This is a genomic window from Azospirillum brasilense, from assembly GCF_022023855.1.
Classification (GTDB): Bacteria; Pseudomonadota; Alphaproteobacteria; order Azospirillales; family Azospirillaceae; genus Azospirillum; species Azospirillum brasilense_F.
Map to the genome: position 1 here is coordinate 2471552 of NZ_CP059449.1, position 24372 is coordinate 2495923.

General features: G+C 66.7%; 24 protein-coding genes and 1 pseudogene. 7 read left to right on the plus strand and 18 right to left on the minus strand.

Annotation, left to right across the window (positions count from 1 at the left end; translation table 11 throughout):
* The first annotated feature begins 87 nt into the window (after window positions 1-87).
* The gene (locus H1Q64_RS11770) at window positions 88-1551 is read left to right on the plus strand and encodes an ATP-binding protein (RefSeq protein ID WP_237903638.1); all 1464 of its coding nucleotides are present in this window, start codon (window positions 88-90) and stop codon (window positions 1549-1551) included.
* Here H1Q64_RS11770 and H1Q64_RS11775 read toward each other — a convergent pair.
* The 3 genes from H1Q64_RS11775 to H1Q64_RS11785 all read right to left on the minus strand — a co-directional run bounded on the left by H1Q64_RS11775 (window position 1528) and on the right by H1Q64_RS11785 (window position 4126).
* Complete coding sequence (locus H1Q64_RS11775) at window positions 1528-2172, minus strand: response regulator (RefSeq protein WP_237903639.1); 645 nt, start codon at window positions 2170-2172, stop codon at window positions 1528-1530. The two genes, H1Q64_RS11770 and H1Q64_RS11775, sit on opposite strands and share 24 nt — an antisense overlap.
* Window positions 2173-2446: 274 nt before the next feature.
* Entirely contained in the window at window positions 2447-3487 is a 1041-nt protein-coding gene (locus tag H1Q64_RS11780) for an OmpA family protein (RefSeq protein WP_109068296.1), read from the minus strand.
* 423 nt (window positions 3488-3910) lie between these two features.
* Window positions 3911-4126, minus strand: a complete 216-nt coding sequence (locus H1Q64_RS11785) for a hypothetical protein (protein WP_237903640.1) — start codon at window positions 4124-4126, stop codon at window positions 3911-3913.
* A 196-nt stretch (window positions 4127-4322) separates the two neighbouring features.
* Between H1Q64_RS11785 and H1Q64_RS11790 the strand changes: the two genes are divergently transcribed.
* The gene (locus tag H1Q64_RS11790) at window positions 4323-4574 is read left to right on the plus strand and encodes a hypothetical protein (RefSeq protein WP_035673567.1); all 252 of its coding nucleotides are present in this window, start codon (window positions 4323-4325) and stop codon (window positions 4572-4574) included.
* A 114-nt stretch (window positions 4575-4688) separates the two neighbouring features.
* Here the strand turns inward: H1Q64_RS11790 and H1Q64_RS11795 are convergent, their stop codons facing one another.
* The 7 genes and pseudogenes from H1Q64_RS11795 to H1Q64_RS11825 form a co-directional block, all read right to left on the minus strand.
* A complete protein-coding gene (locus H1Q64_RS11795; RefSeq protein WP_237903641.1) occupies window positions 4689-5789 on the minus strand; it encodes a branched-chain amino acid ABC transporter substrate-binding protein in 1101 nt (366 codons plus the stop codon).
* A 173-nt stretch (window positions 5790-5962) separates the two neighbouring features.
* A complete protein-coding gene (locus H1Q64_RS11800) occupies window positions 5963-6322 on the minus strand; it encodes a DUF6867 family protein (protein ID WP_035673562.1) in 360 nt (119 codons plus the stop codon).
* Window positions 6322-7032, minus strand: a complete 711-nt coding sequence (locus tag H1Q64_RS11805; RefSeq protein WP_014240352.1) for an ABC transporter ATP-binding protein — start codon at window positions 7030-7032, stop codon at window positions 6322-6324. Before H1Q64_RS11805 ends, H1Q64_RS11800 begins: the two co-directional genes overlap by 1 nt.
* A 3-nt stretch (window positions 7033-7035) precedes the next feature.
* Window positions 7036-7920 carry an ABC transporter ATP-binding protein gene (locus H1Q64_RS11810; RefSeq protein WP_237903642.1) on the minus strand — a complete coding sequence of 295 codons (885 nt, stop codon included), beginning with the start codon at window positions 7918-7920 and terminating at the stop codon, window positions 7036-7038.
* Window positions 7920-9438, minus strand: a pseudogene (gene livM / locus H1Q64_RS11815) (high-affinity branched-chain amino acid ABC transporter permease LivM). Before livM ends, H1Q64_RS11810 begins: the two are co-directional and overlap by 1 nt.
* A gap of 4 nt (window positions 9439-9442) precedes the next feature.
* Window positions 9443-10348 (minus strand): branched-chain amino acid ABC transporter permease, encoded by a 906-nt coding sequence (locus H1Q64_RS11820; RefSeq protein ID WP_014240349.1) that lies wholly within the window; start codon window positions 10346-10348, stop codon window positions 9443-9445.
* Between the two features lie 401 nt (window positions 10349-10749).
* Window positions 10750-11544, minus strand: coding sequence for a hypothetical protein (locus tag H1Q64_RS11825; RefSeq protein WP_237903643.1), 795 nt, complete (start codon window positions 11542-11544; stop codon window positions 10750-10752).
* A gap of 256 nt (window positions 11545-11800) precedes the next feature.
* Here H1Q64_RS11825 and H1Q64_RS11830 point away from each other — a divergent pair, with 256 nt between their 5' ends.
* Window positions 11801-12769: an ROK family protein gene (locus H1Q64_RS11830; protein WP_237903644.1), complete on the plus strand. Its 969-nt coding sequence runs from the start codon at window positions 11801-11803 to the stop codon at window positions 12767-12769.
* Here the strand turns inward: H1Q64_RS11830 and H1Q64_RS11835 are convergent.
* The 5 genes from H1Q64_RS11835 to H1Q64_RS11855 form a co-directional block, all read right to left on the minus strand.
* Window positions 12741-13124 (minus strand): hypothetical protein, encoded by a 384-nt coding sequence (locus tag H1Q64_RS11835; RefSeq protein ID WP_175426363.1) that lies wholly within the window; start codon window positions 13122-13124, stop codon window positions 12741-12743. The two genes, H1Q64_RS11830 and H1Q64_RS11835, sit on opposite strands and share 29 nt — an antisense overlap.
* A 155-nt stretch (window positions 13125-13279) precedes the next feature.
* Window positions 13280-14953: an ArnT family glycosyltransferase gene (locus H1Q64_RS11840; protein WP_237903645.1), complete on the minus strand. Its 1674-nt coding sequence runs from the start codon at window positions 14951-14953 to the stop codon at window positions 13280-13282.
* Window positions 14950-15285: a lipid-A-disaccharide synthase N-terminal domain-containing protein gene (locus H1Q64_RS11845; RefSeq protein ID WP_014240342.1), complete on the minus strand. Its 336-nt coding sequence runs from the start codon at window positions 15283-15285 to the stop codon at window positions 14950-14952. Before H1Q64_RS11845 ends, H1Q64_RS11840 begins: the two co-directional genes overlap by 4 nt.
* Window positions 15286-15316: 31 nt before the next feature.
* Window positions 15317-16075, minus strand: a complete 759-nt coding sequence (locus tag H1Q64_RS11850; RefSeq protein ID WP_237903646.1) for a glycosyltransferase family 2 protein — start codon at window positions 16073-16075, stop codon at window positions 15317-15319.
* A 91-nt stretch (window positions 16076-16166) separates the two neighbouring features.
* Window positions 16167-17702 carry a Do family serine endopeptidase gene (locus H1Q64_RS11855; protein ID WP_237903647.1) on the minus strand — a complete coding sequence of 512 codons (1536 nt, stop codon included), beginning with the start codon at window positions 17700-17702 and terminating at the stop codon, window positions 16167-16169.
* Window positions 17703-18250: 548 nt separating this feature from the next.
* On the opposite strand from H1Q64_RS11855, the gene H1Q64_RS11860 reads away from it, so the two are divergent.
* Together H1Q64_RS11860 and H1Q64_RS11865 are read left to right on the plus strand one after the other, a co-directional pair.
* Window positions 18251-19069, plus strand: a complete 819-nt coding sequence (locus H1Q64_RS11860; RefSeq protein ID WP_237903648.1) for a helix-turn-helix domain-containing protein — start codon at window positions 18251-18253, stop codon at window positions 19067-19069.
* A 221-nt stretch (window positions 19070-19290) separates the two neighbouring features.
* Window positions 19291-19515 carry a ChaB family protein gene (locus H1Q64_RS11865; RefSeq protein ID WP_237903649.1) on the plus strand — a complete coding sequence of 75 codons (225 nt, stop codon included), beginning with the start codon at window positions 19291-19293 and terminating at the stop codon, window positions 19513-19515.
* 39 nt (window positions 19516-19554) lie between these two features.
* On the opposite strand, the gene phoU is transcribed toward H1Q64_RS11865, so the two are convergent.
* Entirely contained in the window at window positions 19555-20265 is a 711-nt protein-coding gene (gene phoU / locus H1Q64_RS11870) for a phosphate signaling complex protein PhoU (RefSeq protein ID WP_014240338.1), read from the minus strand.
* Between the two features lie 182 nt (window positions 20266-20447).
* Here phoU and H1Q64_RS11875 point away from each other — a divergent pair, with 182 nt between their 5' ends.
* Entirely contained in the window at window positions 20448-21758 is a 1311-nt protein-coding gene (locus H1Q64_RS11875) for a pentapeptide repeat-containing protein (RefSeq protein WP_237903650.1), read from the plus strand.
* A gap of 56 nt (window positions 21759-21814) precedes the next feature.
* Here the strand turns inward: H1Q64_RS11875 and H1Q64_RS11880 are convergent, their stop codons facing one another.
* Window positions 21815-22339 (minus strand): MarR family winged helix-turn-helix transcriptional regulator, encoded by a 525-nt coding sequence (locus H1Q64_RS11880; protein WP_237903651.1) that lies wholly within the window; start codon window positions 22337-22339, stop codon window positions 21815-21817.
* Window positions 22340-22707: 368 nt separating this feature from the next.
* On the opposite strand from H1Q64_RS11880, the gene aguB reads away from it, so the two are divergent.
* Entirely contained in the window at window positions 22708-23604 is an 897-nt protein-coding gene (aguB, locus tag H1Q64_RS11885; RefSeq protein ID WP_237903652.1) for an N-carbamoylputrescine amidase, read from the plus strand.
* 24 nt (window positions 23605-23628) lie between these two features.
* Here the strand turns inward: aguB and H1Q64_RS11890 are convergent, their stop codons facing one another.
* Window positions 23629-24276, minus strand: coding sequence for a putative metalloprotease CJM1_0395 family protein (locus tag H1Q64_RS11890; RefSeq protein WP_237903653.1), 648 nt, complete (start codon window positions 24274-24276; stop codon window positions 23629-23631).
* Window positions 24277-24372 lie beyond the last annotated feature (96 nt).

Below are 24372 nucleotides of genomic sequence, written 5' to 3' on the forward strand. Positions count from 1 at the left end.
ATCGGTGATGGCGGTACACTGACCTTTCGTTCACCTCACGACCTTGACCATCGTCAAGGTCCGCACCGCACCGGAAGGACGGACGGCATGGTCCCCATCGGCAACACCACGGCGCGCTGGATGACGCTACGCTACGGGCTGGCGCTCGGGGTGATCGCGCTGTGCACGCTGGCCGGCTTCGTCATGACCGAGCGGGTCATCGACCAGCACGCCGACATGCTGGAGGTGGTGAACATCTCGGGCCGCCAGCGCATGCTGTCCCAGCGCACCGCACTGCTGGTGGAGCAACTCCGCAACGCCCCGACCGATGCCGAGCGGAGCGCTTTGACCGGCCGCCTGGCCGAGGCGACCGACATGTTCGAGAGCGCACACCGCCGCCTGACCGGCACCGATGAGGGGCCGGCCATGGGCAAGGATGTGCGCCGCCTCTATTTCGACGGACCGGAGCCGTTGAACGATCTGGTCCTCCGCCACATCGCCGCGCTCCGCGCCGTGATCGCCGCCGGTCCCGCCGGCCTGCCCCCCGACATGCCCGAGGCCGACCTCGTCACTCACCAAGCGCTCGGCCCGCTGTTGGCGGGGTTGGAGGACATGGTGGCGCGCTACCAGGAGGCGGGCGAGCGCGGCTTCACCACCCTGCACAATCTGGGCTTCGCCGCCCTGATTCTGACGCTGCTGACCCTGTGCGCCGAGGTTCTGGTGATCTTCCGTCCGATGGTCCGACAGGTGGAACGCCAGTTCGCGGACATCTCCCGCATGACCCAGGCGCTGGAGCAGACCAACGTCACGCTGGAGGCGCAGGTGCGCGCCCGCACCGCCGAACTGCACACCGCAAAGGTTGCGGCGGAGCAGGCCCATCTGGCGAAGTCGCGTTTCCTCGCCCACGCCGGGCACGACCTGAAACAGCCCCTTCAGGCGATCAACATGTTCACCGGCATGCTGGAGCGGCAGCTCGACAAGCCCCGCGCACTGGCGCTGGTGAAGGACTTGCGACTGGCCCAGCGGTCCATGCACGACCTGTTGAATGCCATCCTGGACATCTCGAAGCTGGAATCGGGCGTGGTCGAGCCGAAGCCCTCCGACATTGCGCTGTCCGTCCTGTTCGACCAGTTGGAAGCGGAGTTCACCGGGATCGCCGAGGACAAGGGGCTGCGGTTGCGCGTCGTGCCGACGGACCTCTCCGTGCGGACCGACCCGTTCCTTCTGGAACGCATCCTGCGCAACCTGCTCACCAACGCGGTGCGCTACACCGAGCAGGGCGGCGTGCTGATGGGGTGCCGGCACCGCGGCGGCACGGCGTGGATCGAGGTCTACGACACGGGCCGGGGCATCGCCGAGGCCGACCGCCGGCGCATTTTCGAGGAATTCGTCCAGCTCGACCGGCCCGACCGCGACCGCAGTGAGGGGATCGGGTTGGGCTTGGCCATCGTCGACCGGCTGGCCCGGCTGCTCGGCCACCCGCTGGAGCTTCGCTCCGTCGAAGGGCGCGGAACGGTGTTCGCCGTGGGGGTACCCCTGGTCCGCAGCCTACACGAGACGGTCGCGGCCTGATTCCTTGACCAGCAGCACAGCCTGGGTCCGGCTGCCCACACCGAGCGCCTTCAGCACGCCGGTGACGTGGGTCTTGACGGTGGACAGGTTCAGGCCCAGCCGCTCCCCGATCTCCTGGTTCGACAGCCCCTGGGCCAGCAGGTCGAGAACCTCCAGCTGGCGGCGGGTCATGCCGTCGAAGACGCTCGGCTCATGCGGCTTCGCCGCAGCCGGCGTCTGGGCGATCCCCGGCATGCCGAGCACCGGCGGAACGTAGGACCCGCCGGCCATGACCAGCCGCAGGATGTTCACGACCAGAACGTCGTCGGTGGACTTCGGGATGAAGGCCCGCACACCGCGCGACAGCACGGCGCGCATCTCGTCCGGCGAATCGATCATCGAGAAGACGACGACCGGCACCGGCGCCACGCGCTTCACCACCGCCTCCACATCGTCCAGCCCACCGAGGCCCGGCATGCGCAGGTCCATGATGACGAGGTCGTAAGGTCCTTGGTCCAGCAGTTGCGTCAGTTGGCCGAAGCTGGTCGCCGCCGCCACGTTGGCCTGTTCGTCCAACTCACCGACCAGATGGGTCAGGCCACTGCGAACGATGGAGTGATCGTCGGCGATCAATACCTGCATGACAACCCTGCTTCGGCGGAGGCGGCTGGTGGAGACGACCCAATAGGACAGGGTCCGCTGGGACCGGACCGGACTCGGTCGTCTCAAACCAAAGTGCGGCTTCCGGTATGAACCTCATACGCCGACAGGAGGTTTCATGCCACAATTGATGCATGATTCCGCAATGCCGCGCGTGCTTCTGCCGCAGATGCGAAAAAGGCGCCGCGGAGGCGGCGCCCTTCTCCCGATCCTGACCGTGCCGACCGGCCCCGAACGGGACCGGCGGCCTACCGGATCACTGCACGCGGATGAGGATCTGCGCGCGGCGGTTCGACGGTTCGCGGACGTTCGCACCGGTGTTCACCAGGAGCTGGGTTTCGCCCTTGCCCTCAACGGTGATCTGGTTGGCGGCGACGCCCTTGCCGACCAGCGCGTTCTTCACCGCGTCGGCGCGGCGCAGCGAGAGCCGCTGGTTGTAGGCCGGCGAGCCCGAGGTGTCGGTGTGGCCGACCACATGGATGCTGACCGCCCGCACCTGACCGGCCGAGGCGGCGGCATCGCCGATGATCTTGTCGGACGCCGCGGTGATGTTGGCCTTGTCCCAGTCGAAGAACACCAGATACTCCGACTGCGGCTGCGCCTGCACCGGAGCCGCCGGAGCGATGGGGGCCGCCGCGGGGGCCGCCGCCGGGGCGCCGAAGGTGTAGCGCAGGCCGGCCATGATGGTGTGGTTCTGGTACTCGCCCTTCACAGTGGAGCTGGCGAGGCCGGCCGGGCCGCCCAGATCGAACTTCGGATCGAGCGTCGCGAAGTAGCGGTAATCCAGCGTCAGGGCCAGGTTCTGGCTCAGGGCGTAGGACACGCCGGCGATGCCCTGGTAGGCGAACACCCAGTCGCGGTCATCGAAACCGCCGAGATCCAGACGGACCTGGGCGATACCGGCGCCGACGCCGATGTAGGGCGTGAAGGCGGTTCCGGTGTTGATGTCGTACAGGACGTTGCCCATGAAGGCGAGCGAGCTGGCCTTGCCGCCCAGACCGTTCACCGCCGCGTTGGAGCTGTCGGTGCTGTCGATCGCGTTGCGCCAGCGCCAAGCGAACTCCAGCTCGGCGCGTGGGCCGGCGGCGGTCGCGTAGCCGGCGGAGATGTCGCCGATGCCGCCCAGCTTGAAGCTGGTGCTGGCGTCCGTCGGAGTGTTCTCGAAGCGCAGATCGGCATCGCGCGTCCAGTTCACGCCGGCGCCGGCGCCGACGTAAAAGCCCTCGGTCGCGGCCATGGCGGCGGTCGGCAGCATCGCCGCGAGCGCCGTTCCGAGCAGAATCCCACGCAGAGTCATTTTCTTCTTTCCTTTGTGCACGGCGTTGCCGGGGCTGTCGACGCGAACCGTTCGAAGGGCGGGTGTCTGGTGCCTCCAGCCTTCGATCGGGCGAGCCCGCCGCATTCCGTCGGCGGTTGAAACGTCATGACTTCGAGATATCAGCTACCACCCACCGTCACAAGTCCTCTGCGACAAGATGCACAGAGATGTTGCATTTCTGCATTACCCGAACGTTCGTCGCACTCTTCATATTCCTTCGAGAACAAAGCAATCGCACGCCGAATTCTTCCTAATCCCATTGGATGGGAGGCATGACCTTTGGGGTATGTTTGCGGTTAGCACAAACAAACCCAGACACACAAAAGCACCCCGCCTTCGGCAGGGGCACACACCCACAACGTCATCGGTAAGAGGCCGGCGCAACCGGCGCCGGCGTCCCGTTCAGTCCTGCGGTTCGGCGACCGTTTCGAACTGGGTGGGGTCAAGAAGGGCAGAAACGGCCAGGGTTTTCAGAGTCTTGTGGTCGTCGGACCGCTGAAGCTGGGCGTGCTGGGTGCCCAACCCGTCCTTGCGGATGGCGATCACCTGCCAGATGCCACCGCCGGGACCCAGTTTGCGGAAAATCTGGCCTTCGACGACTTCGCGCTTTCTGCGCATATCCGATCTCCAAAACCCAAAAACGTCAAACCCGCCAACCTTGCGGATACGGCGGACCATTCAAACACCAAACCGCCCCCGGTTGGCGAGTGTCCGTTGTGCGCGCCACGCATACCGAAGCCGTGATGTAGCGGTGCTGCAACAACCCCCTTCGCACCTGCGGAACAAACCTCCGATCCAGCGTGTTGATACCGTCATGAAAATCGATCACGACGTGCTCCTGTTCGCGACCCGCCTCGTGGAAGAACTGGGCGAGTCCGCCATCCGCATCAGCCGTGTCCGCCTCGTCGAACTCACGGCTGCGAACAACCTGCGCGCCGCCGCCTTCTGGCGCGACGTGATGAACACCTCGGAGAGGCTTCTGGCGGAGCGCTCCCCGGCTTTGGCCCCTCCTCCGACGTCCCCTCCAATGGCTCCTTCGATGACGGCGCAGCCGGCCACCCTCTGAACTACACCGCAGGCACCACGCCACGCAAAAGGCCCGGCGGTTTCCCGCCGGGCCTTTGCACGACTTCGTTTCCCTGCGGAAACCAGATCGTACGTCCGGGACGTTGGCCCCGGCTTACTTGACCTGGGCGTACTGGCCGTTGTTCCAGCGGTACCAGACATAGGCCGGCGAGGTCACGTCGCCCTTGGCGTCGAAGCCGATCTTGCCAATCACCGTGTTGTAGCTGTTCTTGCGCAGAACGTCGGCGATCTTGGCCGAGTCGGTCGAGTTGGCCTGCTTAGCCGCCTCCGCCCAGATCTGCAGGGCGGCGTAGGTGTAGAGGGTGTAGCCCTCCGGCTCATAGCCAGCCTTGCGGAACTTCTCCACGGCTTCCTTGGCTTCCGGCATCTCGCGCGGATCCGGACCGAAGGTCATCATGGTGTTCTCGCCGGCCGGACCGGTGATCGCCCAGTACTCGTTGGTCACCAGCGCGTCGCCCGACACGATCGGAGCGTTCAGGCCCTGATCCTTCATCTGGCGGGCCAGCAGGCCGGCCTCGGTGTGGTAGCCACCGACATAGACGACGTCGACGGCCTCCTGCTTCAGCTTGGACACCAGCGCCGAGTAGTCCTTCTCACCCGCCGTGTAGGCTTCGTAGACCTTCTCCTTCTGGCCGCCGGCGTTCAGCGCCTTCTGCGTCTCGTCGGCGAGTCCCTTACCGTAGGCCGACTTGTCGTGCAGGATCGCGACGTTCTTGCCCTTGTAGTTGTCGAGCAGATACTTGCCGGCGATCTGGCCCTGCTGGTCGTCACGGCCGCAGACGCGCAGAACGTTCTTCAGGCCCTGCTCGGTCAGCTTCGGGTTGGTCGAGGCCGGGGAGATCTGCAGGACGCCTTCTTCGGCATAGACCTGCGAGGCCGGGATCGAGGAGCCCGAGCAGAAGTGGCCGGCGACGAACTTGACGCCCGCCTTGGCGAGCTGGTTCGCCACGGCGACGGCCTGCTTCGGGTCGCAGGCGTCGTCGCCCACTTCCAGCTTCAGCTTCTGGCCCAGGACACCGCCGGCGGCGTTGAGGTCGGCAACCGCCTGCTCCATGCCCTTCTTCATCTGCTCGCCGAAGGTGGCGTACTGGCCGGTGATCGGGCCGGCGGTCGCCACCGCGATGTCGGCCTTCGCCACCGAGGCGGTCATAGCGGTCGCCGCAACCGCAACGAGGAGGGAAAGCTTGTAGTTCATAGTTTCGTTGGCTCCCTGTTATGAGTCGTACGCCGGCCCCGCCGGGGCCTTTTCACCGGTCCCCCAAGGGCTGGGGGCGCCGGTGCCGACAAGGTTCCACTATAGTCCGATCATCGCCAAGTGCGACAGTTTCACCCGCGTCCTGGTCGCGATCGGACCCATGGAATTCGCAATCACTGGGCGAGCGTTCCGCCGACGCGCTCGCGCCAGCCGAATGGTCCCGAACGCTCATACAGCCAAGGATACTGGGACACCATCCGGCGCGCCATCGAAATGCGGTACGTGGTCAGGGTGATCGCGCCGATCACCAGGGTGTGCACCACGAATCCATACACCGACAGGAGCTGGCCGCCGAACAGGCCCCAGACCAGGAACCGGTCGCCCAGCCCCAGCAGGATGGAGTAGGCGATGGCGCTCGACAGCGGCTTCCAGCCTTCGGCCAGGGTCTGGCCGGTCAGAACGCCGCAGCCGCCGAACACCAGGACCGTCAGGCCCAGGAAGACCGGCAGAGAGGACCCGAGAACGCCGTCCATCAGTGACCTCCCTCCAGATAGGCCGAGCGAACTTCCTCGTTCGCCAGCAGTTCGGCACCGGTCCCCGACATGGTGACCTTGCCGTTGACCATCACATAGCCGCGGTGGGCGAGCTTCAGCGCGTGGAAGGCGTTCTGCTCGACCATGAACACGGTCATCTTCTGTTCGCGGTTGATGTCCTTCACCGCCTGGAAGATCTGCTTCACCACCAGCGGGGCGAGGCCCAACGACGGTTCGTCGAGAAGCAGCAGCCGCGGCTGGCTCATCAGCGCGCGGCCGATGGCCAGCATCTGCTGCTCGCCGCCCGACATGGTGCCGGCGCGCTGGCTGATGCGTTCCTTCAGGCGCGGGAACAGTGTCAGCACCCGCTCCAGCTCGTTGGCGAAGCTGCCAGGCTTGGCGGTGATGGAGCCCATCTGCAGGTTCTCCAGCACGCTCATGCGCGGGAAGATCCGGCGGCCTTCCGGCGACTGGGCGATGCCCAGGCGGACCAGCTCGTAGGTGGGCATCTGCGTGATGTCCTGGCCCTCGAACGTGATCCGGCCCATGCGGGCGCGCGGACTGCCGCAGATGGTCATGAGAAGCGTGGACTTGCCGGCGCCGTTGGCGCCGATCAGCGAGACGATCTCGCCGGCCCCGATCTCGATGTCGACTCCCTTCAGCGCCTCGATGGCGCCGTAGAAGGTGTGGACGCCCGATACCTTCAGCATGGCTCAGGCCCCCTCCTCGGCTCGCTTGGCGACCTCCGGCAGGTCGGCCCTGACCTCCGGCGGCAGTTCCTCGTCCTCTTCCTCGCCCAGATAGGCGCGGATCACCGCCGGGTCGTTCTTCACGAAGGCCGGATCGCCGTCGGAGATCTTCCGCCCGTAATCCAGCACCACGACATGGTCGGAAATGCTCATCACCACGCTCATGTCATGCTCGATCAGCAGGACGCCGATCTTGTGCTCGTCGCGGATGTAGGTGAGCAGATCGGCCAGTTCGCCCGACTCGCGCGGGTTAAGACCCGCCGCCGGCTCGTCCAGGCAGAGCATCACCGGCTCCGTGCACATGGCGCGGGCAATCTCCAGTCGGCGCTGGGCGCCGTAGGGGAGATTGCCGGCCTCCCAATCCGCGAATTCCAGAAGGCGGACGCGGTCCAGCCAATATTTGGCCAGATCGACCGCCTCCCGCTCCGTCCTGGTGTAGGACGGCAGGCCGAGCAGGCCGGCGATGGAGAAGCCCGAGGCGCGGATCAGCTTGTTGTGCTGGGCGACGATCAGGTTCTCCAGGACGCTCATGCCGCCGAACAGGCGGATGTTCTGGAAGGTGCGGGCGACGCTGGCCTTCTGCGAGATGCGGTAGCCCGGCATCCGCTCCAGCAGGAACTCCTTCCCGTTGGCGTGGCGCAGCGTCAGCCGGCCCACCGTCGGGGTGTAGAAGCCGGTGATGCAGTTGAACAGCGTGGTCTTGCCGGCGCCGTTCGGGCCGATGATCGCGGTGATCTCGCCGTTGTTGGCCGAGAAGGAGACGTCGTTGACCGCCACCAGCCCGCCGAAGCGCATGGTGAGGTGTTCGACCGTCAGCAGGGGCGTGGTGGTCATGGATTGTGTCGTCATCACTTCGCGCTCCCCCCGGCGATGCCCTGGCCGCCGGCGGCGGCGGTGCCCGCGGCGGGGCCGCCGGCTCCACCCTTGGGACGGCCGTGCAGGAGGATGGTCGGATCGCGGTGGGCCAGCAGGCCGCGCGGACGCCACAGCATGATCAGCACCATGCCCATGCCGAACGCCAGCATGCGGTAGTCGGCCAGTTCACGGAAGGCTTCCGGCAGGCCGATGACCAGCAGGGACGCCACGACGACGCCGATCTGGCTGCCCATGCCGCCCAGCACCACGATGGCGAGGATGATCGCCGATTCGATGAAGGTAAAGCTCTCCGGGCTGATGAAGCCCTGCCGGGTGGCGAAGAAGGACCCGGCGAAACCGCCGAACATCGCCGCGATGGCGAAGGCCGCCAGCTTCATGTTCGTGCGGTTGATGCCCAGCGAGGCGCAGGCGATGTCGTCCTCGCGCAGCGCCTCCCAGGCGCGGCCCAGCGGCAGCTTGCGGACGCGCATGGTGAACAGGTTCACCACCAGGGCCAGCACCAGGATCAAGTAATAAAGGAAGACGATGCGGTGCAGCGGGCTGAACTCCAGGCCGAACATCTCGTGGAAGGCCGCGGTGCCCTCCGCCGGAGTCCGCGTGAAGTCGGCGAGGCCGAAGAAGCTCGGGCGCGGAATGCCGGAGATGCCGTTCGGGCCCCCGGTGAACTGGTACCAGTTGATCAGGATGATGCGGATGATCTCGCCGAAGCCCCAGCGTCACGATGGCGAAATAGTCGCCGCGCAGACGCAGGACCGGAAAGCCCAGCAGAACGCCCGACATCGCCGCGAGGAAGCCGGCCAGCGGCAGGCAGACCCAGAAGCTGAAGCCGAAGTAATGGGCCAGCAGCGCGTAGGAGTAGGCGCCCACCGCGTAGAAGGCCACATAGCCGAGGTCGAGCAGCCCGGCGAGGCCGACCACGATGTTCAGCCCCCAACCCAGCATGATGTAGGTCAGCAGCAGGATGCCGATGTCCAGCAGCTGGCGGTCGGCGAGCGGCGTGAACGGGAAGGCGAGCGCCACGACCACGGCGATCGGACCGAGCCAGCGCGAGGCGTGCTGCACCTGGGCGGCGATGTGGTCCATCCGCTTGTCGCGCTCCGCCTGCGACAGCTTGGAGCGGCCGGTGCGGATCGCCAGGATGGCGCGGATCGCGATAACGGCACCACCGGCGATCAGGATGACCCGCAGGGCCTCCGTCGGCATGGCGATGAAGAAGCCCGCCGCGGTGGCGGCAGCGGCCAGTACCAGGACGGTGACCGCATGGCCCTCGCGGATCAGGCAGAGGCCGAGACGGCCGAGGAAGACCAGACCGACGGCGGCGGCCACCTCGTTCCAGCGGGTCTCCAGCCCGAGGCCGGTGGGACGGTCCACCGTGCGCAGGCCGACCAGCGGAATCGTCAGGAGAAGGGCGACGAAGGCGGTCATCGCCGCCTCCTTCAGGATCGCGGGCCAGGCGATGGCCCGCGGCGAAGACATGGAAATCGCGGTCATGGCCTCACACCTTCTCGATTTCCGGACGGCCCAGCAGGCCGGTCGGACGGAAGATCAGGACGAGCACGAGAATCGTGAAGGTCGCTACGTCTTTCCATTCGCTGCCCATGTAGCCCGACCAGAAGGCTTCGATCAGGCCGATGACCACGCCGCCCAGCATCGCGCCCGGCAGCGAGCCGATGCCGCCGAGCACCGCGGCGGTGAAGGCCTTAACGCCGGCCAGGAAACCGATGTAGAAGTCGATCACGCCGTAGATCAGCAGAACCATCATGCCCGCCACCGCGGCCAGGGCGGCGCCCATGACGAAGGTCAGGGAGATGACGCGGTCGACGTTGACGCCCAGCAGGCCGGCCATCTTCTTGTCCTGCTCGCACGCGCGCTGGGCGCGGCCGAGCGAGGTGCGGGTGATGAGCTGGGTGAAGCCGTACATCAGGGCAATCGTGATGACGATCGTCGCCAGACGCACGTAGCTGACCGACACCGCCCCGTCCATCAGGGTCAGGTTGCCCGGCAGGATCGGCTGCAGCGGCTTGCTGCGGGCGCCCTGCAGGATCTGCACGTAGTTCTGCAGGAAGATCGACATGCCGATCGCCGAGATCAGCGGCGCCAGACGCGGCGAGCTGCGCAGCGGGCGGTAGGCGATGCGCTCCACCGTCCATCCGTAGACGGCGGTGAACAGCATCGATGCGACCAGCATGACGAGAAGGGCCAGCGGAACCCAGGTGATCCCCAGGCTCCCGATGGCCAGAAAGGTGATGAGGGCCACGAAGGCGCCGATCATGTAGATCTCGCCGTGGGCGAAATTGATCATGCCGATGATGCCGTACACCATCGTGTATCCGATCGCGATGAGGCCATAGATGGCGCCCAGCGACAGGCCATTGATCAACTGCTGAAGAAAATATTCCATTGTCTTACCTCGCCTCGGCGCGATGCGCAGGCTTCGGCGAGCGAGACAAGCGCGCTCGTACACCAGTCACGTGAAGTGCCACTCCCCGAATTGGCTTACCCGGGCTCTTGAGCGCGGGGCCAAGATTGTTGTGTGAGCGGAACGTTAGCCCAGCGGCTCTCAACAGAGCAAGAGGGCAAACCCGCACTCTATCTGCGGTAATACCAATTTTCCGAGAATTTGCAATATCGATTCATGTCAGTTCCGTGAACTTTGCGCTTGCCTTCTACCATAGCGAATGCATCGCATGAAAAAAGCCCTCTTCACTGTGGTGAAGAGGGCTTCGCAACAACTGTGCCACTGCTGCGATGCATGATGCCGGACAATCCATGACGTCCGGCATCACCATCGATACTGGCCGGTCAGCGCTTGGCGGAGACCACCTGTGCCTTCGCCGGCTCCTTGGGCTTCCCCGGCGCCTTGGCCGTCGCCTTGCCGGTGGACTTGGACGCGGTCGCCGCGCCGCCGCTGCGCGAGGCGGGGGCTTGGGCAACGTCGTAGTTCACGTCCGGGTTGCTGACGACCTGGACATCGCACAACGGCTTTGACGACAAATGCATCAGGCCGGCGCTTTTTTCATCGCCGGTCAGGACGCGGATGTCGTCCGCCGTCAGGTCCATCGCCGCCTTGGAGCGGTCAACGAAGTTGGCGCAATAGAGGCCGGTGCCGATCACCGCGGCGCGGCGGCTGACCTCGTTCGCCAGTTCGGTGCGGAACATGTCGAACTGCCGCGTCGCGTTGCCACCGCCCTTCTTGCGGAAGTGGTCGATCATCGACGCTTCCGAGTTGGAGATCAGCGAACGGTTCTTGATGGTGAAGTCCTGGTACAGGTTGAACGGCTTCTTGTCCGGATTCACCTGCTGGCAGGTCAGCCCGACCACCATCATCTCGGTGTGCATGCGGATGGTCTGCTCCGCGGCGTGCTCGGCGCGGCTGTAGCAGGCGCCGGGCTTGCTCGCGGTGCTCTTTGCAGCAGTGCTTTTCGCGGCAGCCGGCTTCGCGGTGGCCTTCGCAGCCGTTTTTTCAGCAGCCGGCTTCGCCGCCTCCTTGGCGACGGCCGGCAGCGCGGTGCCGGCGAACAGCACGGCAAGGCCGACGGCGGCGGCGCTGCGCAAGGTGAAGGAAGGAATGCGATGGGCGGCGCGCTGGCGATTCATCGTTGGTCCGGCTCCGGTGGCCCTGATTGACGGGCGGAATCCGACGGATCACGCCCTCTCCTTCGGTGGTTCTACAAGATCCCGACAGACGGTCAACCCATATCGCCCGAGCAAAGACCATTTGTCCCAGCCTGTGGCCCGGGAGTCGCCGGAGAGGTTGGATGGTTGCTTGGCTTGCGGGTTGCCGGTCTTTCCCAGTATTGCAACAGCCTCGGCGTCCATCTGTGACACAGGCCACACATCAGGACAGTTCCCCATGAAGTGCACCGACATCCCTTCTTCGCTCATCCGCATCGGCATCGACCTCGGCGGCACGAAGACGGAAGGGATCGCGCTCGGCGCGGCCGGCGAGGAGCGTGCCCGCTTGCGCGTCCCCACCCCCCGCGGCGACTACGAGGCGACGGTGCGGACCATCGCCGATCTGGTGGCGCGGCTGGAGAGCGCGACGGGGTCGGCGGGAGCCACCGTCGGGATCGGCATTCCCGGTGCCGTCTCTCCGGCGACAGGGCTTGTGAAGAACGCCAACTCGACCTGGCTGATCGGCAAGCCGTTCGACCAGGATCTGGCCGAAGCGCTCAAACGGCCGGTGCGGGTCGAGAACGACGCCAACTGTCTGGCCGTATCGGAGGCGGCGGATGGGTCCGGCGCCGGCTGCAGCGTGGTCTTCGCGGCGATCCTCGGCACCGGCTGCGGGGCGGGAATCGTCGTGGACGGCCGTCCGCTGCGCGGCCGCAACGCCATCGGCGGCGAATGGGGCCACAATCCCCTGCCCTGGCCAACCGACGAGGAGCGGCCCGGACCGGCCTGCTATTGCGGCAAGTCCGGCTGCCTGGAAACCTTCGTGTCCGGCCCTGCCGTTGCCGCCAACCACCAATGGGTCACCGGGGCGGACCTGACCGCGGAGGCCATCGCGGCGCTGGCGGAACGCGGGGACGCCGCGGCCCGCGCCACCCTCGACCGGCTGGTCGACCGGCTGGGGCGTGGGCTGGCGAGCATCGTCAATGTCTTGGATCCGGATGTGATTGTGCTGGGCGGCGGGCTATCCAACCTAGACTTCCTCTACGCCGCCCTTCCCCCGGTCATCGCGCGCTGGGCCTTTACGGACAGTCTGGACACGCCGGTCCGCCGAGCCATCCATGGCGATTCGAGCGGGGTCCGCGGGGCCGCCTGGCTGTGGCGGCCCGAGGAGGCCGCGATCAACGCTCGAAATTGTACTCCGGATTGAGCGTCACTTCGCGCGGGGTGCCCGGCACATTGTCGCCGCCACCGCCACGCCGAGCCGCCGTTGCCGCGCCACGACCGTCGCGGACCGGGGGCGTCAGCGAATTGGTCCGGGAGTAGGAGGGGGTGGCGCGGGCCGGATCGGTGCCGTAGCCGCGCGAACCGGCGCGGAACTGCTCGCCGTTGCCCATGGCGCCCCAATGGGACGGCCGCGCCCCGGGAATCGGTTGAGCCTCTTCCATGCGGCGCATGTGCGGGCCGGTCGGGACCATCTCCTCATACACCCAGGAGGGGTATTCCTGCCTTTGCGCTTCGGCGGGTGCAGCAAAGGCCAGCACCGCGAGGGTCGCTACAGTCATCGTTCGAAGCATGACACGGCGGCCTTCCATCCGTTTGCGTGTGGAAGACGGATTCCGCCGGATGCGGCCGCGCATGTCCAGGGAGGAGGCGGGTTACTCAGCCCGCAGCCTCCATCCGGCAACCTCTATCCGGAGGACACCCCATTCCGGTACGTTCAGGGCCGTGCCGCGCCGTAAAGCGTCAGGGTCAGCCGCTTGCCGGTGTTGTAGTTGAAGCCGGTGAAGCGGCCGAGTTGCACCGGCTCCGCCCCCTTCAGAGCCGTGCGGAACTCCGCCTCCTCCCGGTTGGTCACCAGGGCCAGCCCGCAGGACGGGTTTTCCGCCAGATGCGCGGCGGCACCCGCCCCATGGGTCAGGCGCGTGTCAGTGCCGAGCAGGAAGACGAGGCTCGGCTCCGAATAGCCGGCGGAGGCGACCACGCTGTCGGCGCAGGGGCGCACCGCCGCGACCGTCCGCGCCGCCTGCCGGCTGATCCACACGCCGTCGATGCCCGGCAGGACCGCGCCGTAGGTGCCCGCGTACAGCACCGCCGCCGCCGCCAGACCCGCCGCGAAGGCCGGCGTCTCCCGGCGCTGGGCGAACAGGCGTACGGCCAACGCGTACAGCACCAGCACCACCGGCAACATGGCGACGGCCACCGGGTCGACGCGCCCATCGACCAGATAGGGGATCACCGCGACCGCGACCGTCAGGGCACCGAAGCCGACGGCCCCGAAAACGGTGGCGACCGAGAACAGCCCCCACCGCGGCGTCTCGGGGCGGCGCAGGAAATGCTCGCGCGCCGCGGCGGCGGTCAGGATGGCGATGGCCGGGAAGACCGGCAGCGTGTAGTGCAGAAGTTTGGTCGGCACCGCCTCGAAGACCAGCCAGCTCGGGATGATCCAGGCGACGCAGAAGCGCACGGCGTCCGCCACCGGCCCGGTGCCCTTGCGGTGGCGCCATGCCCAGGGAACGGCCAGCAGCGCCAGGAAGGACCAGGGCGCGAAGGTCACCCAGAAGGTGCCCAGGTAGTAGCCGGGTGGCAGGCCCTTCGCCTCCTGCCCGCTGACCACCTTGCCCATCATGTCGTGGCCGACCGATTCGGCGAAGAAGGCGCCCTTGGTCTTCACCGTGATGGCGATCAGCCAGGGCGCCGCGATGGCGACCACGATGGCGATGCCGACCAGCGGGCGCAGCCGCTTCAGCCAGCCGGCCCGGCGGTCGAGCACCGCCAGCACCAGCGCCGTGGTGCCGGACACCAGGAGGACGATCGGTCCCTTGATGAGGATGCCGATCCCCGCGGCGATCCAGAAGGCGAGCGGCGGCGCCCAGCCGGACCGCTCCGCATGGCGGTTCAGATAGAGGCTGGCCAGCGCCGCCTGCCCGATCACGATAGTCGAGAGAAGCACCGCGTCGGTCTTCGCCATGCGGGCCTCGACACCCAGTACGACGCAGGAGGCCATCATCAGCCCGGCGAGGAACCCGACCGTCCCGCCGAACATCCGCGCCCCGGTCCAGGCCGTCGCCAGCACCGCCAGAACCGCCCCGATCAGCGACGGGATGCGGAAGGTCCAGATTTCCTTTGGTCCATCGACCAGCCGCGTCGCCGCGGTCTGCAGCCAGTAGATGCCCACCGGCTTCTTGTGGCGCGCCTCGTCCTGGAAGCGGATGTCGACATAGTCGCCGCTTTCCAGCATCTGGTGGGACGCTTGGGCGAAGCGCGCCTCGTCGCGGTCGAAGGGCGGCAGATCGAAGAAGCCGGGCAGGAACAGCAGGACGCTGATCACCGCCAGGGCCAGATAGGCCAGGACCGGCAGGCGGCCGGCCGCGGCGTTCGGCAGCGCGCTCACGGCGTGCCCGCCGCGTTGCCGTCCGCCCCGCCGTTCCGGCGGTTGTTCAAGACGAAATAGAGGTTCCGGAAATAGATGATGAGGCCCAGCCCTTGCCCGAACATGAACACCGGATCACCCCGCTGGATCGAATAGGCCAAGAGAAGAACCCCGCCGCCGATCGAGAAATACCAGAAGAGGTCCGGCACGATGCTGCGCCGGGCGCGCTCGCTGGCGATCCATTGCACGACGAAGCGCATCATGAAGAGCGCTTGCGCAAAAAAGCCGACGCCGACCCAGATCAGGTCGGCGGTGCTTTGGCTCTGGTACCAGGCGATGGCGCGTTCGAGCATCGGGCGGCGACCGGTCCGGACGGAGGAAGGGTTAGCGGTCTTCGACCGCGGGCGACAGCGCGGTGCGCCGCTTCAGCCAATAGACGCCCAGCAGATCGACCACGCCGATCAGCCCGCGGCGCCAGTTGGTGTACTTGGACACGCCGCGTTCCCGCGGGCGGTGGTTGACCGGCACATAGGCCACCGTATGGCCGTGCGACCGGAACAGAGCGGGCAGGAAGCGATGCATCGCCCCGAAGAAAGGCAGATCGAGGAAGGCGTCGCGACGGAACAGCTTCAGCCCACAGCCGCTGTCGGTGCAGCCGTCCTGGAGAAAGGACTGCCGCACGGCGTTCGCGAAGCGCGAGGCCAGCCGCTTGGACAGCGTGTCCTGCCGCTTCTTGCGCAGGCCGCCGACCAGAACCGGCGCGTCCGGACCGCCCTTGGCAGCCAGGGCGAACAGGGCGGGAATATCGGCGGGGTCGTTCTGGCCGTCACCGTCGAGGGTGGCGATCCACTCCCCGCGCGCCGCCTTGACCCCGGTGCGCACGGCCGCGCTCTGCCCGGACCGGCGGACATGGCGAACCAGCCGCAGGCGGCCCGCGGCGACCACGGGTGCGAGGCGCGTCAGCGTGTCGTCGCTGGAGCCGTCGTCCACATAGATCACCTCGAAGGCGCCGCCCAGCACGCCGGAGGGCGACAGCGCGCGCTCGATCTCTTCGAGAAGGGGAAGGACGTTTTCGGCCTCGTTGAAGACCGGAACCACGACCGACAGCCGCACGGGCGGACGGCCCTCGGAATCTACGCTCACTGGATTAATCCCATTCGCCAAGTGGCGGGCAAATTACTCCCGCCGCCCGGCAAACGGTAGAGGAAAAGGTTGGGACAGCCCCTGGCCGCCCTCAGCCCTTGCGGTCTTCGATGGGCATCGGCACGTAGCGCAGGTCGCCGTCGCGGCTGAGCAGCATCAGCACGGTCTTGCGGCCCTGGCTGCGCGCGTCGTCGACCAGACGGTTCAGGTCCTCCGGCGTCTTCACCGGCTCCTGCCCGGCTTCCACGATGACGTCGCCGGCCTCGATGCCGCGCTCGCTGGCGGCGCTGGCATCGCCGACCTCGGTCACCACCACGCCCTCGACGTCGGGATTGATGGAGAAGCTGTCGCGCAGGCCGGGGGTCAGTTGCGACAGGGTCAGCCCGAGGACCTGCTTGCTGTCGACCGTCGTTTCCGGGCGCGGCGCTCCGCTCGACCCGGACATGGCAACCTGCTCCTGCGGCTCCAGTTCGCCCACCGTCACGGTCAGGGTTTCGGCCTTGCCCTCGCGCACCAGTTCCAGCGGCACGGCCGACCCGATCTTGGTGGCGGCGACGACGCGCGGCAGTTCGCGCATCTGCTCGATGGACTCACCGTTGAAGCGGGTGATGACGTCGCCCTGCCGGACGCCGCCCTTCCCCGCCGGGCCTTCCGGCGACACGCTGGTCACCAGAGCACCCGCCGGCTCCTGCATGCCCAGGCTTTCGGCGATGTCGGGTGTCACGCTCTGCACCTGGACGCCCAGCCAGCCGCGGCGCACCTGCCCATGGTCGCGCAACTGCTCGACGACCGGCCGCGCGACGGAGGACGGAATGGCGAAACCGATGCCCACCGAGCCGCCGGTCGGCGAATAGATGGCCGTGTTGATGCCGATCACCTCACCGTTGAGGTTGTAGAGCGGCCCACCGGAATTGCCCCGGTTGATCGAAGCGTCGGTCTGCAGATAGTCGTCGTACGGTCCCTGCTGGATGTCCCGCTGCCGTGCGGAGAGGATTCCCGCGGTCACCGACCCGCCGAGGCCGAAGGGGTTGCCGATGGCGACCACCCAGTCACCGACCCGCAACGCCTCGCTGTCGCCCCAGGGGGCGAAGACCAGCGGCTTCTTGCTCTCCACTTTCAAAACGGCAAGGTCGGTCGGCCCGTCCACGCCGACGAGCTTCGCCGGCAATTTCGTGCCGTCGTGCATGGTGACGGAAATCTCCGTCGCTTCGGACACCACATGGCTGTTGGTGACGACGAAGCCCGCCGGGTCGATGATGAAGCCGGAACCCAACGCTGCCGTCGGGCGCGGCGCCTGCTGCTGTTGCGGCTGGCCGCGCTGGCGGTCGCGAAACTCGCGAAAGAACTCTTCGAAAGGTGAACCGGGCGGAAAGCCGGGAACTTCCGGTCCGCGCGGTCCCGCCTGCGGACCACCTTGTGGCGGCGTCTGCGTCGTGGATATGAAAACCACCGCGTCCAACTGCTTCTCCGCCAGATTGGCGAAGGTCGGGGGTGCGTTGGGCGGCAGGGCGGACGCCAGCGGCGGCGTCGCCGGGGCCGGAGGTGCTCCCCCCGCATCCTGCGCAAACGCCGGAGTCGCCAGGACGAGAAGGACGGCGACAAGACCCGCGGGCGCGGACGCCGCCAATCGTGATGCGGATCCAGACGTCAATCCGGACATCAATCCGGCTTGGCGCGGGACGGAGCCGGACAAGGGCCGGAATCGATCGATGGAATGCGGCATGAAAGAAACTCCGCCAGTCGGACAGCGCGCGCCTTGCGATGGGCGCTTCATGTCAACAGAACGCTCCGCAACGCATTCCGGACCGCCGTGGTTTTTCAAACCCCTTTGCAACCGGTCCCTGCACGACCGATTCATGAAATACAGTTTTTAAAATTCTCGTCAGCGGATGTTCCTATGCGCTTCGCGCAAACAGCAACCACAAGGCAATCCAGCCTTCGGACTAAGGCTCCGGCAACCAGCCTAAGCGCAATTTTTCCATGCGGCGCAAAGTTCTTCTGGCATTTTCCCATCAAGTTCCCGATATTCATCCGTACCGACAACATCGCACGCAAAAACGGCTCCTGACGTGATGCTCGTGCACGCGCCCGCGTGCCGCGGCGTCAGAAGGCGCGCGATACGGCCCAAGCAGCGTACGCATGACTCAAAATTCACTTTGGCAACCGAGCGACATAATGAACGCAGAAACCGGGTCCGAACCGGAGGCTCCGAAGAAGCGCGGACGAATCCCCCAGTCGGCGTGGCCGCAGATTCTTGAGCGTTACCGTTCCGGCGCAACCCTGTCGGCAATCGCGCGTGAATTCGAATGCACGCCGAGCGCCATTTCCTACATCATCCGCAAGGCCGAGGCGGCCGGCGAGAAGGACGCGCCGGTCGTTGAGGAAGGCGCGGCCGCCGACGACGCGGCGGAAGCGCCGGCCGGCGACGCGATGGCGGAAGAGCCGTCACCCGCTCCGGTTGTCGCTTCGGAAGCTCCGGCACCGGTCAAGCCACCGCGCCGCGCCGCAGCCCCCGCCCCGGTCGAGGCCCCTCAGACCCCGGCTCCGGCGTCTCCTCCGGCGGCAGCGGCTCCCCAGCCCACCCCGGCCCAGCCGTCCGCTCCGGCTCAGACCGAGACGCTGCGTCTCAACCGTCCGGAGCCGCAGCCGGCTCGCCAGCCCGCTCCGGTCCAGCCGACGGCGGCACCCTCCGCTCCCCAGCCCGCCTCCCAGCCCGCTGCGGCGGATGGAAGCCCCCCCGCCGGGACCAACCCTCCGCCGGTCGATGCCGTCGAAGCGCGGCTGCGCGACACCGCGCGCGGCTGCCTGAACGCCTACCGCGGCTGGCGCCAACAGCCGGGCGAAGCGTCGATCCAGACGTTGTCGGAAGCGGTGCACGAGTTGCGCAAGGCCTTGGCCCGCATCGAGATCGACATGTCGGCCAGCCGTCGCGAAGAGCAGGCGATCCGGCCCATTCCGATCCCGGCGCATCGCACAGCACGCCGCACGCCGTAAGTCAGGGCCATCAGAACGGGTCTTCGCAACGCTGCTTGAGTTGTTGAAAAGCCCTTCCCCACCGATTGGGGAAGGGCTTTTTTCATGCCCCCCGGACCTTCGGTCTAGGCCGTCCGAAGCACCGCCTACCTCCAACGCCGCAGGAAAAAGCCCTACGGACTCCAGTGGAATAGCGGCTATAATGAGTGCAACAAAGCAATCATAAGCCGGAGGAACGCCCCATGACCTTCCGCAGAAACGCCGAGCTGCCCGAATCGGTGAAGCGATGCCTGCCGTTGCCCGCTCAGGACATTTATCGGTCGGCCTTCAATCACACTTGGCAGGGCTGCCGGTCGCCGGAGGCTCGCCACGCCATGCAGCGCGAGCTGCTGGCCCATAAGGTCGCCTGGGCTGCGGTCCGGCGGCGTTACGAACCGGACGGCAGCGGCTGGCGCCCCAAGCATTGAGGCTCCAGGGCCCAAGGGTTCTCTTCCCCCAGGCGCGCGTTATTCCTTCTCCACCACCGTGTAGCTGCTGAGGTCGCCCTTGGCCCGTTCCTCGGACGGCAAGCGTCCCTGAACGATGTAGCAGATGTTTTCGGCCACGTTCGTGGCGTGGTCTCCGGCCCGCTCGATGGACTTCGCCACGAACAGCAGATGGGTGCAGCCGGTGATCTGTGCCGGCGACTCCATCATGTAGGTCAGAAATTCGCGGAACAGGCTGGTGTAGGCCGCATCCACCTGCCCATCCCGATTGCGGACGGCCATCGCGCGCTCGGCATCCTGACCGTCATAGGCGGCCACCACGTCGCGGATCATGCCGAGCACCGTCTCACCCATCCAGGACAGCGAGGCAACGGGCGGTTCCACCGGCAGGCCCGCCAACGTGACCGCGCGCTTGGCGACGGAACTCGCGAAATCGCCCATGCGTTCCAGGTTCGAGGCGATCTTGAGCGCCGATACGATGTCGCGCAAATCCTTCGCCATCGGCTGACGCAGCGCCAGCAACCGCACGCTCAGCGCTTCCAGCTCAAGTTCCAGCCGGTCGATCTCGGCGTCGGCCTCGATCACCTGCGCGGCCTTGCCGGCGTCACGCTCCGCAATGGCCTCCAGCGCGGCGGCGAACTGCTCCTCCACGAGCCGCCCCATGGTCACGACGATCTGGTGCAGGCGCGCCAGTTCGGCGTCGAAGGCCGCCACCGTATGTCCGCCAGTCATTCCGAGCCTCTTTCCCTTGTTTCTTCGCCACACCGCACCGGTCCGGCGTCGCATCGCGTCCGGCAACGGAACAGCATGTTAACAATTAAACGAGATTATCTTATGACACTGCTAACGCGCTGGAGTAACCGCGCCCATCCCCCTGCGCTGCGCCGGGAACGGGCCGATTGTCGGACGGGGTCATGACGCCACATGAGTTGGTCGCCGTGCTGGAAAAGCACGAGCGTTGGCTGAAGAACCGGTCGGGCGGCAATCGCGCCAACCTGACCATGACCAACCTTGAGGGATCGAACCTCGCCGGGGTGGAACTGACGCAGGGCAAGCTCTCCGGGGCCAACATGGCCCATTGCGACCTGTCCAACGCGAATCTCAGCCACGCCGACCTGTTCGCCGCCCATCTGACCAAGGCCGACCTGACCGGCTGCAACCTCTACCGGGCGGATCTGCGCGGCGCCCATATGCGCGGCGCCAAGCTGAAGCGGGCGATTCTGAAGGAAGCCGACCTGCGTGGCGGCGCTCTGCTCTACGGCGGGAATGGGGCCAACGGCAGCAAGGGCCTGGACTTCGTACGGTCCGACCTGTCCGGCAGCGACATGGACGACGCGATGATGTCGAACGCCAACCTGTCCGGCGCCGACCTGACCGACGTGTCGATGAATGGGGCGGACTGCGAAGGTGCGCTGATGGCCGGGGCGACGCTGATGCGCTCCACCATGAAGAACTGCAATCTTGCCCGCGCTGACCTGCGCGGCTGCAATCTGTCCGGCGTCAACCTCCAGGGCGCCATCCTGCGCGATGCCAACCTGAACGGTGCGGTTCTGGCCGGCGCCAACCTGCGCAACGCCGACCTCCAGGGCGCGAAAATGGAAGGGGCCGACCTTGCCGGGGCGGACACCACCGGTGCCAACATGGCGCGCTCCGCCGAGAATTTCTCGATCCAGATCCAGGAAGCGCTTCACAATCATTACACCTGGATCAACACCAACGGCGCCATGGGATCGCGCGCCGACCTCAGCGGGGCGGACCTGTCGCACATCGACCTCCACGGCGTGAACTTGTCCGGCGCCAATCTGCGCGGCGTGCGGCTGGTCGGCGCCAAGATGCGCGATTCGCTGCTCATCATGTGCGACATCTCCACCGCCGACTTGACCGACAGCGACTTCAGCGGCGCCATCCTCGACGGGGCAACCCTTCGCGGCACCAACCTGTCCGGTGCCCGGTTCGACGGGGCGGGCATCGGCTGGGTCGATATCAAAGGTCCGGACGGACGGCCGACCGGGCGGCTATGGGCGGCCAACCTGACCGGCAGCAACTTCACGGGAGCCTCCTGCATCCGCACCAACATGCGCGGAGCTAATCTGGCCGGCTGCGACTTCTCCAGCGCCGACCTGACCGGGGCGATTCTCAGCGACGCGAACATCCGCGACGCACGCTTCACCGGCGCCAACCTGACCGGAGCCAGCCTGCCGCCGCCCCCCGATCCGGACGACTGACCGGAACGATCGGCTCCGGACTCGTTGGGTCGCGCCCTGTTCGGTTGCCGCCGCGCCTACCCCAGATCGTCGTCTCCGCCGACGGGGGGCAATCCGCCGAGATTGGCAGACACCCGGCGCAGCACGCTGACGGTCAGTTCCAGTTCGCGCGGCGAGATGCCCTGGATGGCGGCTTCCTCGATCTCCTCCGCACCCGGAAGGATGTCGGCGCGCAACGCCTTTCCCTTCGGCGTCAGGTAGATGTTCACCTTGCGGCGGTCGTGGGGGTTGCGCACCCGCTGGACGAGATCGCAGCGCTCCAGGTTGTTCAGCGCCGTCACCGTGGTGGGTTCCATCATGCCGACCCGCTGGCTCAATTCGCGCTGGGTCAGCCCGTCCTCCTCCCACAGGGCGCGAAGAAAATACCACTGCCCCATGCTGACGCCGTGGTCGGCGATGCGGATCTGCAGCGCACGCGCGATGGCGCGATGCACCTCCCGCACGGCGCGCGGCAAGGTCATGACGGAGGGGGGGAGCGCGTCGGCATCCTCCCCTTGCGGCTCAGCGACGATGGGTTCCTGTCTCTTGAAACGCCCAACCATGACGACGATCTCTCGGCAGACGTCCGTCAGGCCGTGGTGCGGCGCAGCGGACGAAATCAACTTGCCCGATCATATCTGCTCTCGGAAAAATCGCAAAACAATTGCGGATTTAAATTTCTCATGCATGCAACAATATGTCTTATAACCGCAGCGCGATCTTTCTTCGACGTTTTCATATTTATGCGTATGACTGCCGAGTTCTACGCCCCACACGCGGCAAGGGCGGCGGTGCCCGGCCTGGAAACCTGCCGGCCTTAAAACGCGAATGACTCTGAAACGTTTGTGACAGGGCGGAGTTTGGGTTGCACGCTTGGCCATCCGCCCACTAACACGGCACAGCACACGCAAGAGCACAGGAGCACCAGCTTATGCGCCCCACCACCGGACGCACCGTCACCGTCGCGGCGACCCAGATGGCCTGCGGCTGGGACCGCGACGCCAATGTGAATGGCGTCGAGCGCCTCGTGCGCGACGCGGCGGCGCGCGGCGCCCAAATCATCCTGCCGCAGGAATTGTTCGAAACGCCTTATTTCTGCAAGGACCAGAAGCAGGATTTGTTCGCCCTCGCCCACCCGGTCGAGGATCACCCCGTGATCGCGCGGATGAGCGCGCTCGCCCGTGAACTCTCCGTGGTCATCCCCACCAGCTTCTTCGAGCGGGCGCGGAACGCCTATTACAATTCCCTGGCGATGATCGATGCGGACGGCACGGTCCTGGGCGTCTACCGCAAATCCCACATCCCGGATGGTCCGGGCTATCAGGAAAAATACTATTTCAACCCCGGCGACACCGGCTTTCAGGTCTACAAGACCCGCTACGCCGCCATCGGCTGCGCGATCTGCTGGGACCAGTGGTTCCCGGAATCGGCCCGCGCCATGGCGCTGAAGGGGGCAGAGATCCTGTTCTACCCCACCGCCATCGGGTCCGAGCCGCAGGACGGCGCGTTGGACAGCCAAGCCCACTGGACGCGGGTCATGCAGGGCCATGCCGGAGCCAACCTGATGCCCCTGGTCGCCTCCAATCGCATCGGGCGGGAAGAGGGTGAAACCTGCGGGATAACCTTCTACGGCTCCTCCTTCATCGCCGGACCGACCGGGGAGTTGGTTACGCAGGCCGACCGCGATAGCGAGACGGTCCTGACCGCCAGCTTCGATCTCGACCGCATTGCCGCGCAGCGCGCGTCCTGGGGCATCTTCCGCGACCGCCGGCCGGAGCTTTACGGCCCGCTGCTGACCCTTGACGGCGAGTCCCCCGTCCGCCGCTGAAACCCGGAACCGGGCCGCCCGGCATCACACCGTGATGCCGGCGGTGCCGCTCCTCTGGCCAATGCCGAAGGCCGACGCATATGCCGCCGCGCCACGCGCCGCCAAGGCCGGCGCGGCGGTGTCGCTTGGCCTCGCACCGTCATCTCCGCTGTCCTGCCCGTCGAGTGAACCGTCGCTCCGCGCGCCTGGCTCCGAACCCTTCCGCCGCAATTCCTGCTGCGCCTGCATTTTCGCGGCATCGGCCTGCTGGGCGACGCGAAGGTCCTGTGCCGAGGGGTCTGATGGCGCCAAAGCCGCCGCCTTGACCGTGTCCATCTTGCGCACGGTGGCTTCGGGATCACTCTCCGCGCCGACGTCCACCTGCACTTCGCCGGCGGTCGCGTAGTTCTTGCCGTCCGGCCCGCGAGTGAAGGTGAAGGAGGCACCGCCCGCGTGAGGGCCGCCCGCCGCCTGATGCGCCGCCTCGTGCTGGCGGACGCTGGCATCGATGCGCTTGAGTTCCTGGACCTGCCGCTGCTGATCGTCGGTCAGTGTGCCGGGCTGGACCGCGCTTGTCCGGACGGTGTCGTGATCTGCGGCCTGGGCACCGTCCGGGGTCCGGTCACGCGCCACTTGGCCGGGCCGCAGGAGCGGCACGCCAAAAACGCCACTGGTCGATACACCGGCAACCATGGGCCGCGGCTCCTGCGCGCTCCACGCGATGCTCACCAGTCTACACGCAGCATGGCGGCGCGGCAACGCAGCTTGGCCGTTGCCTTTTCTAAGATA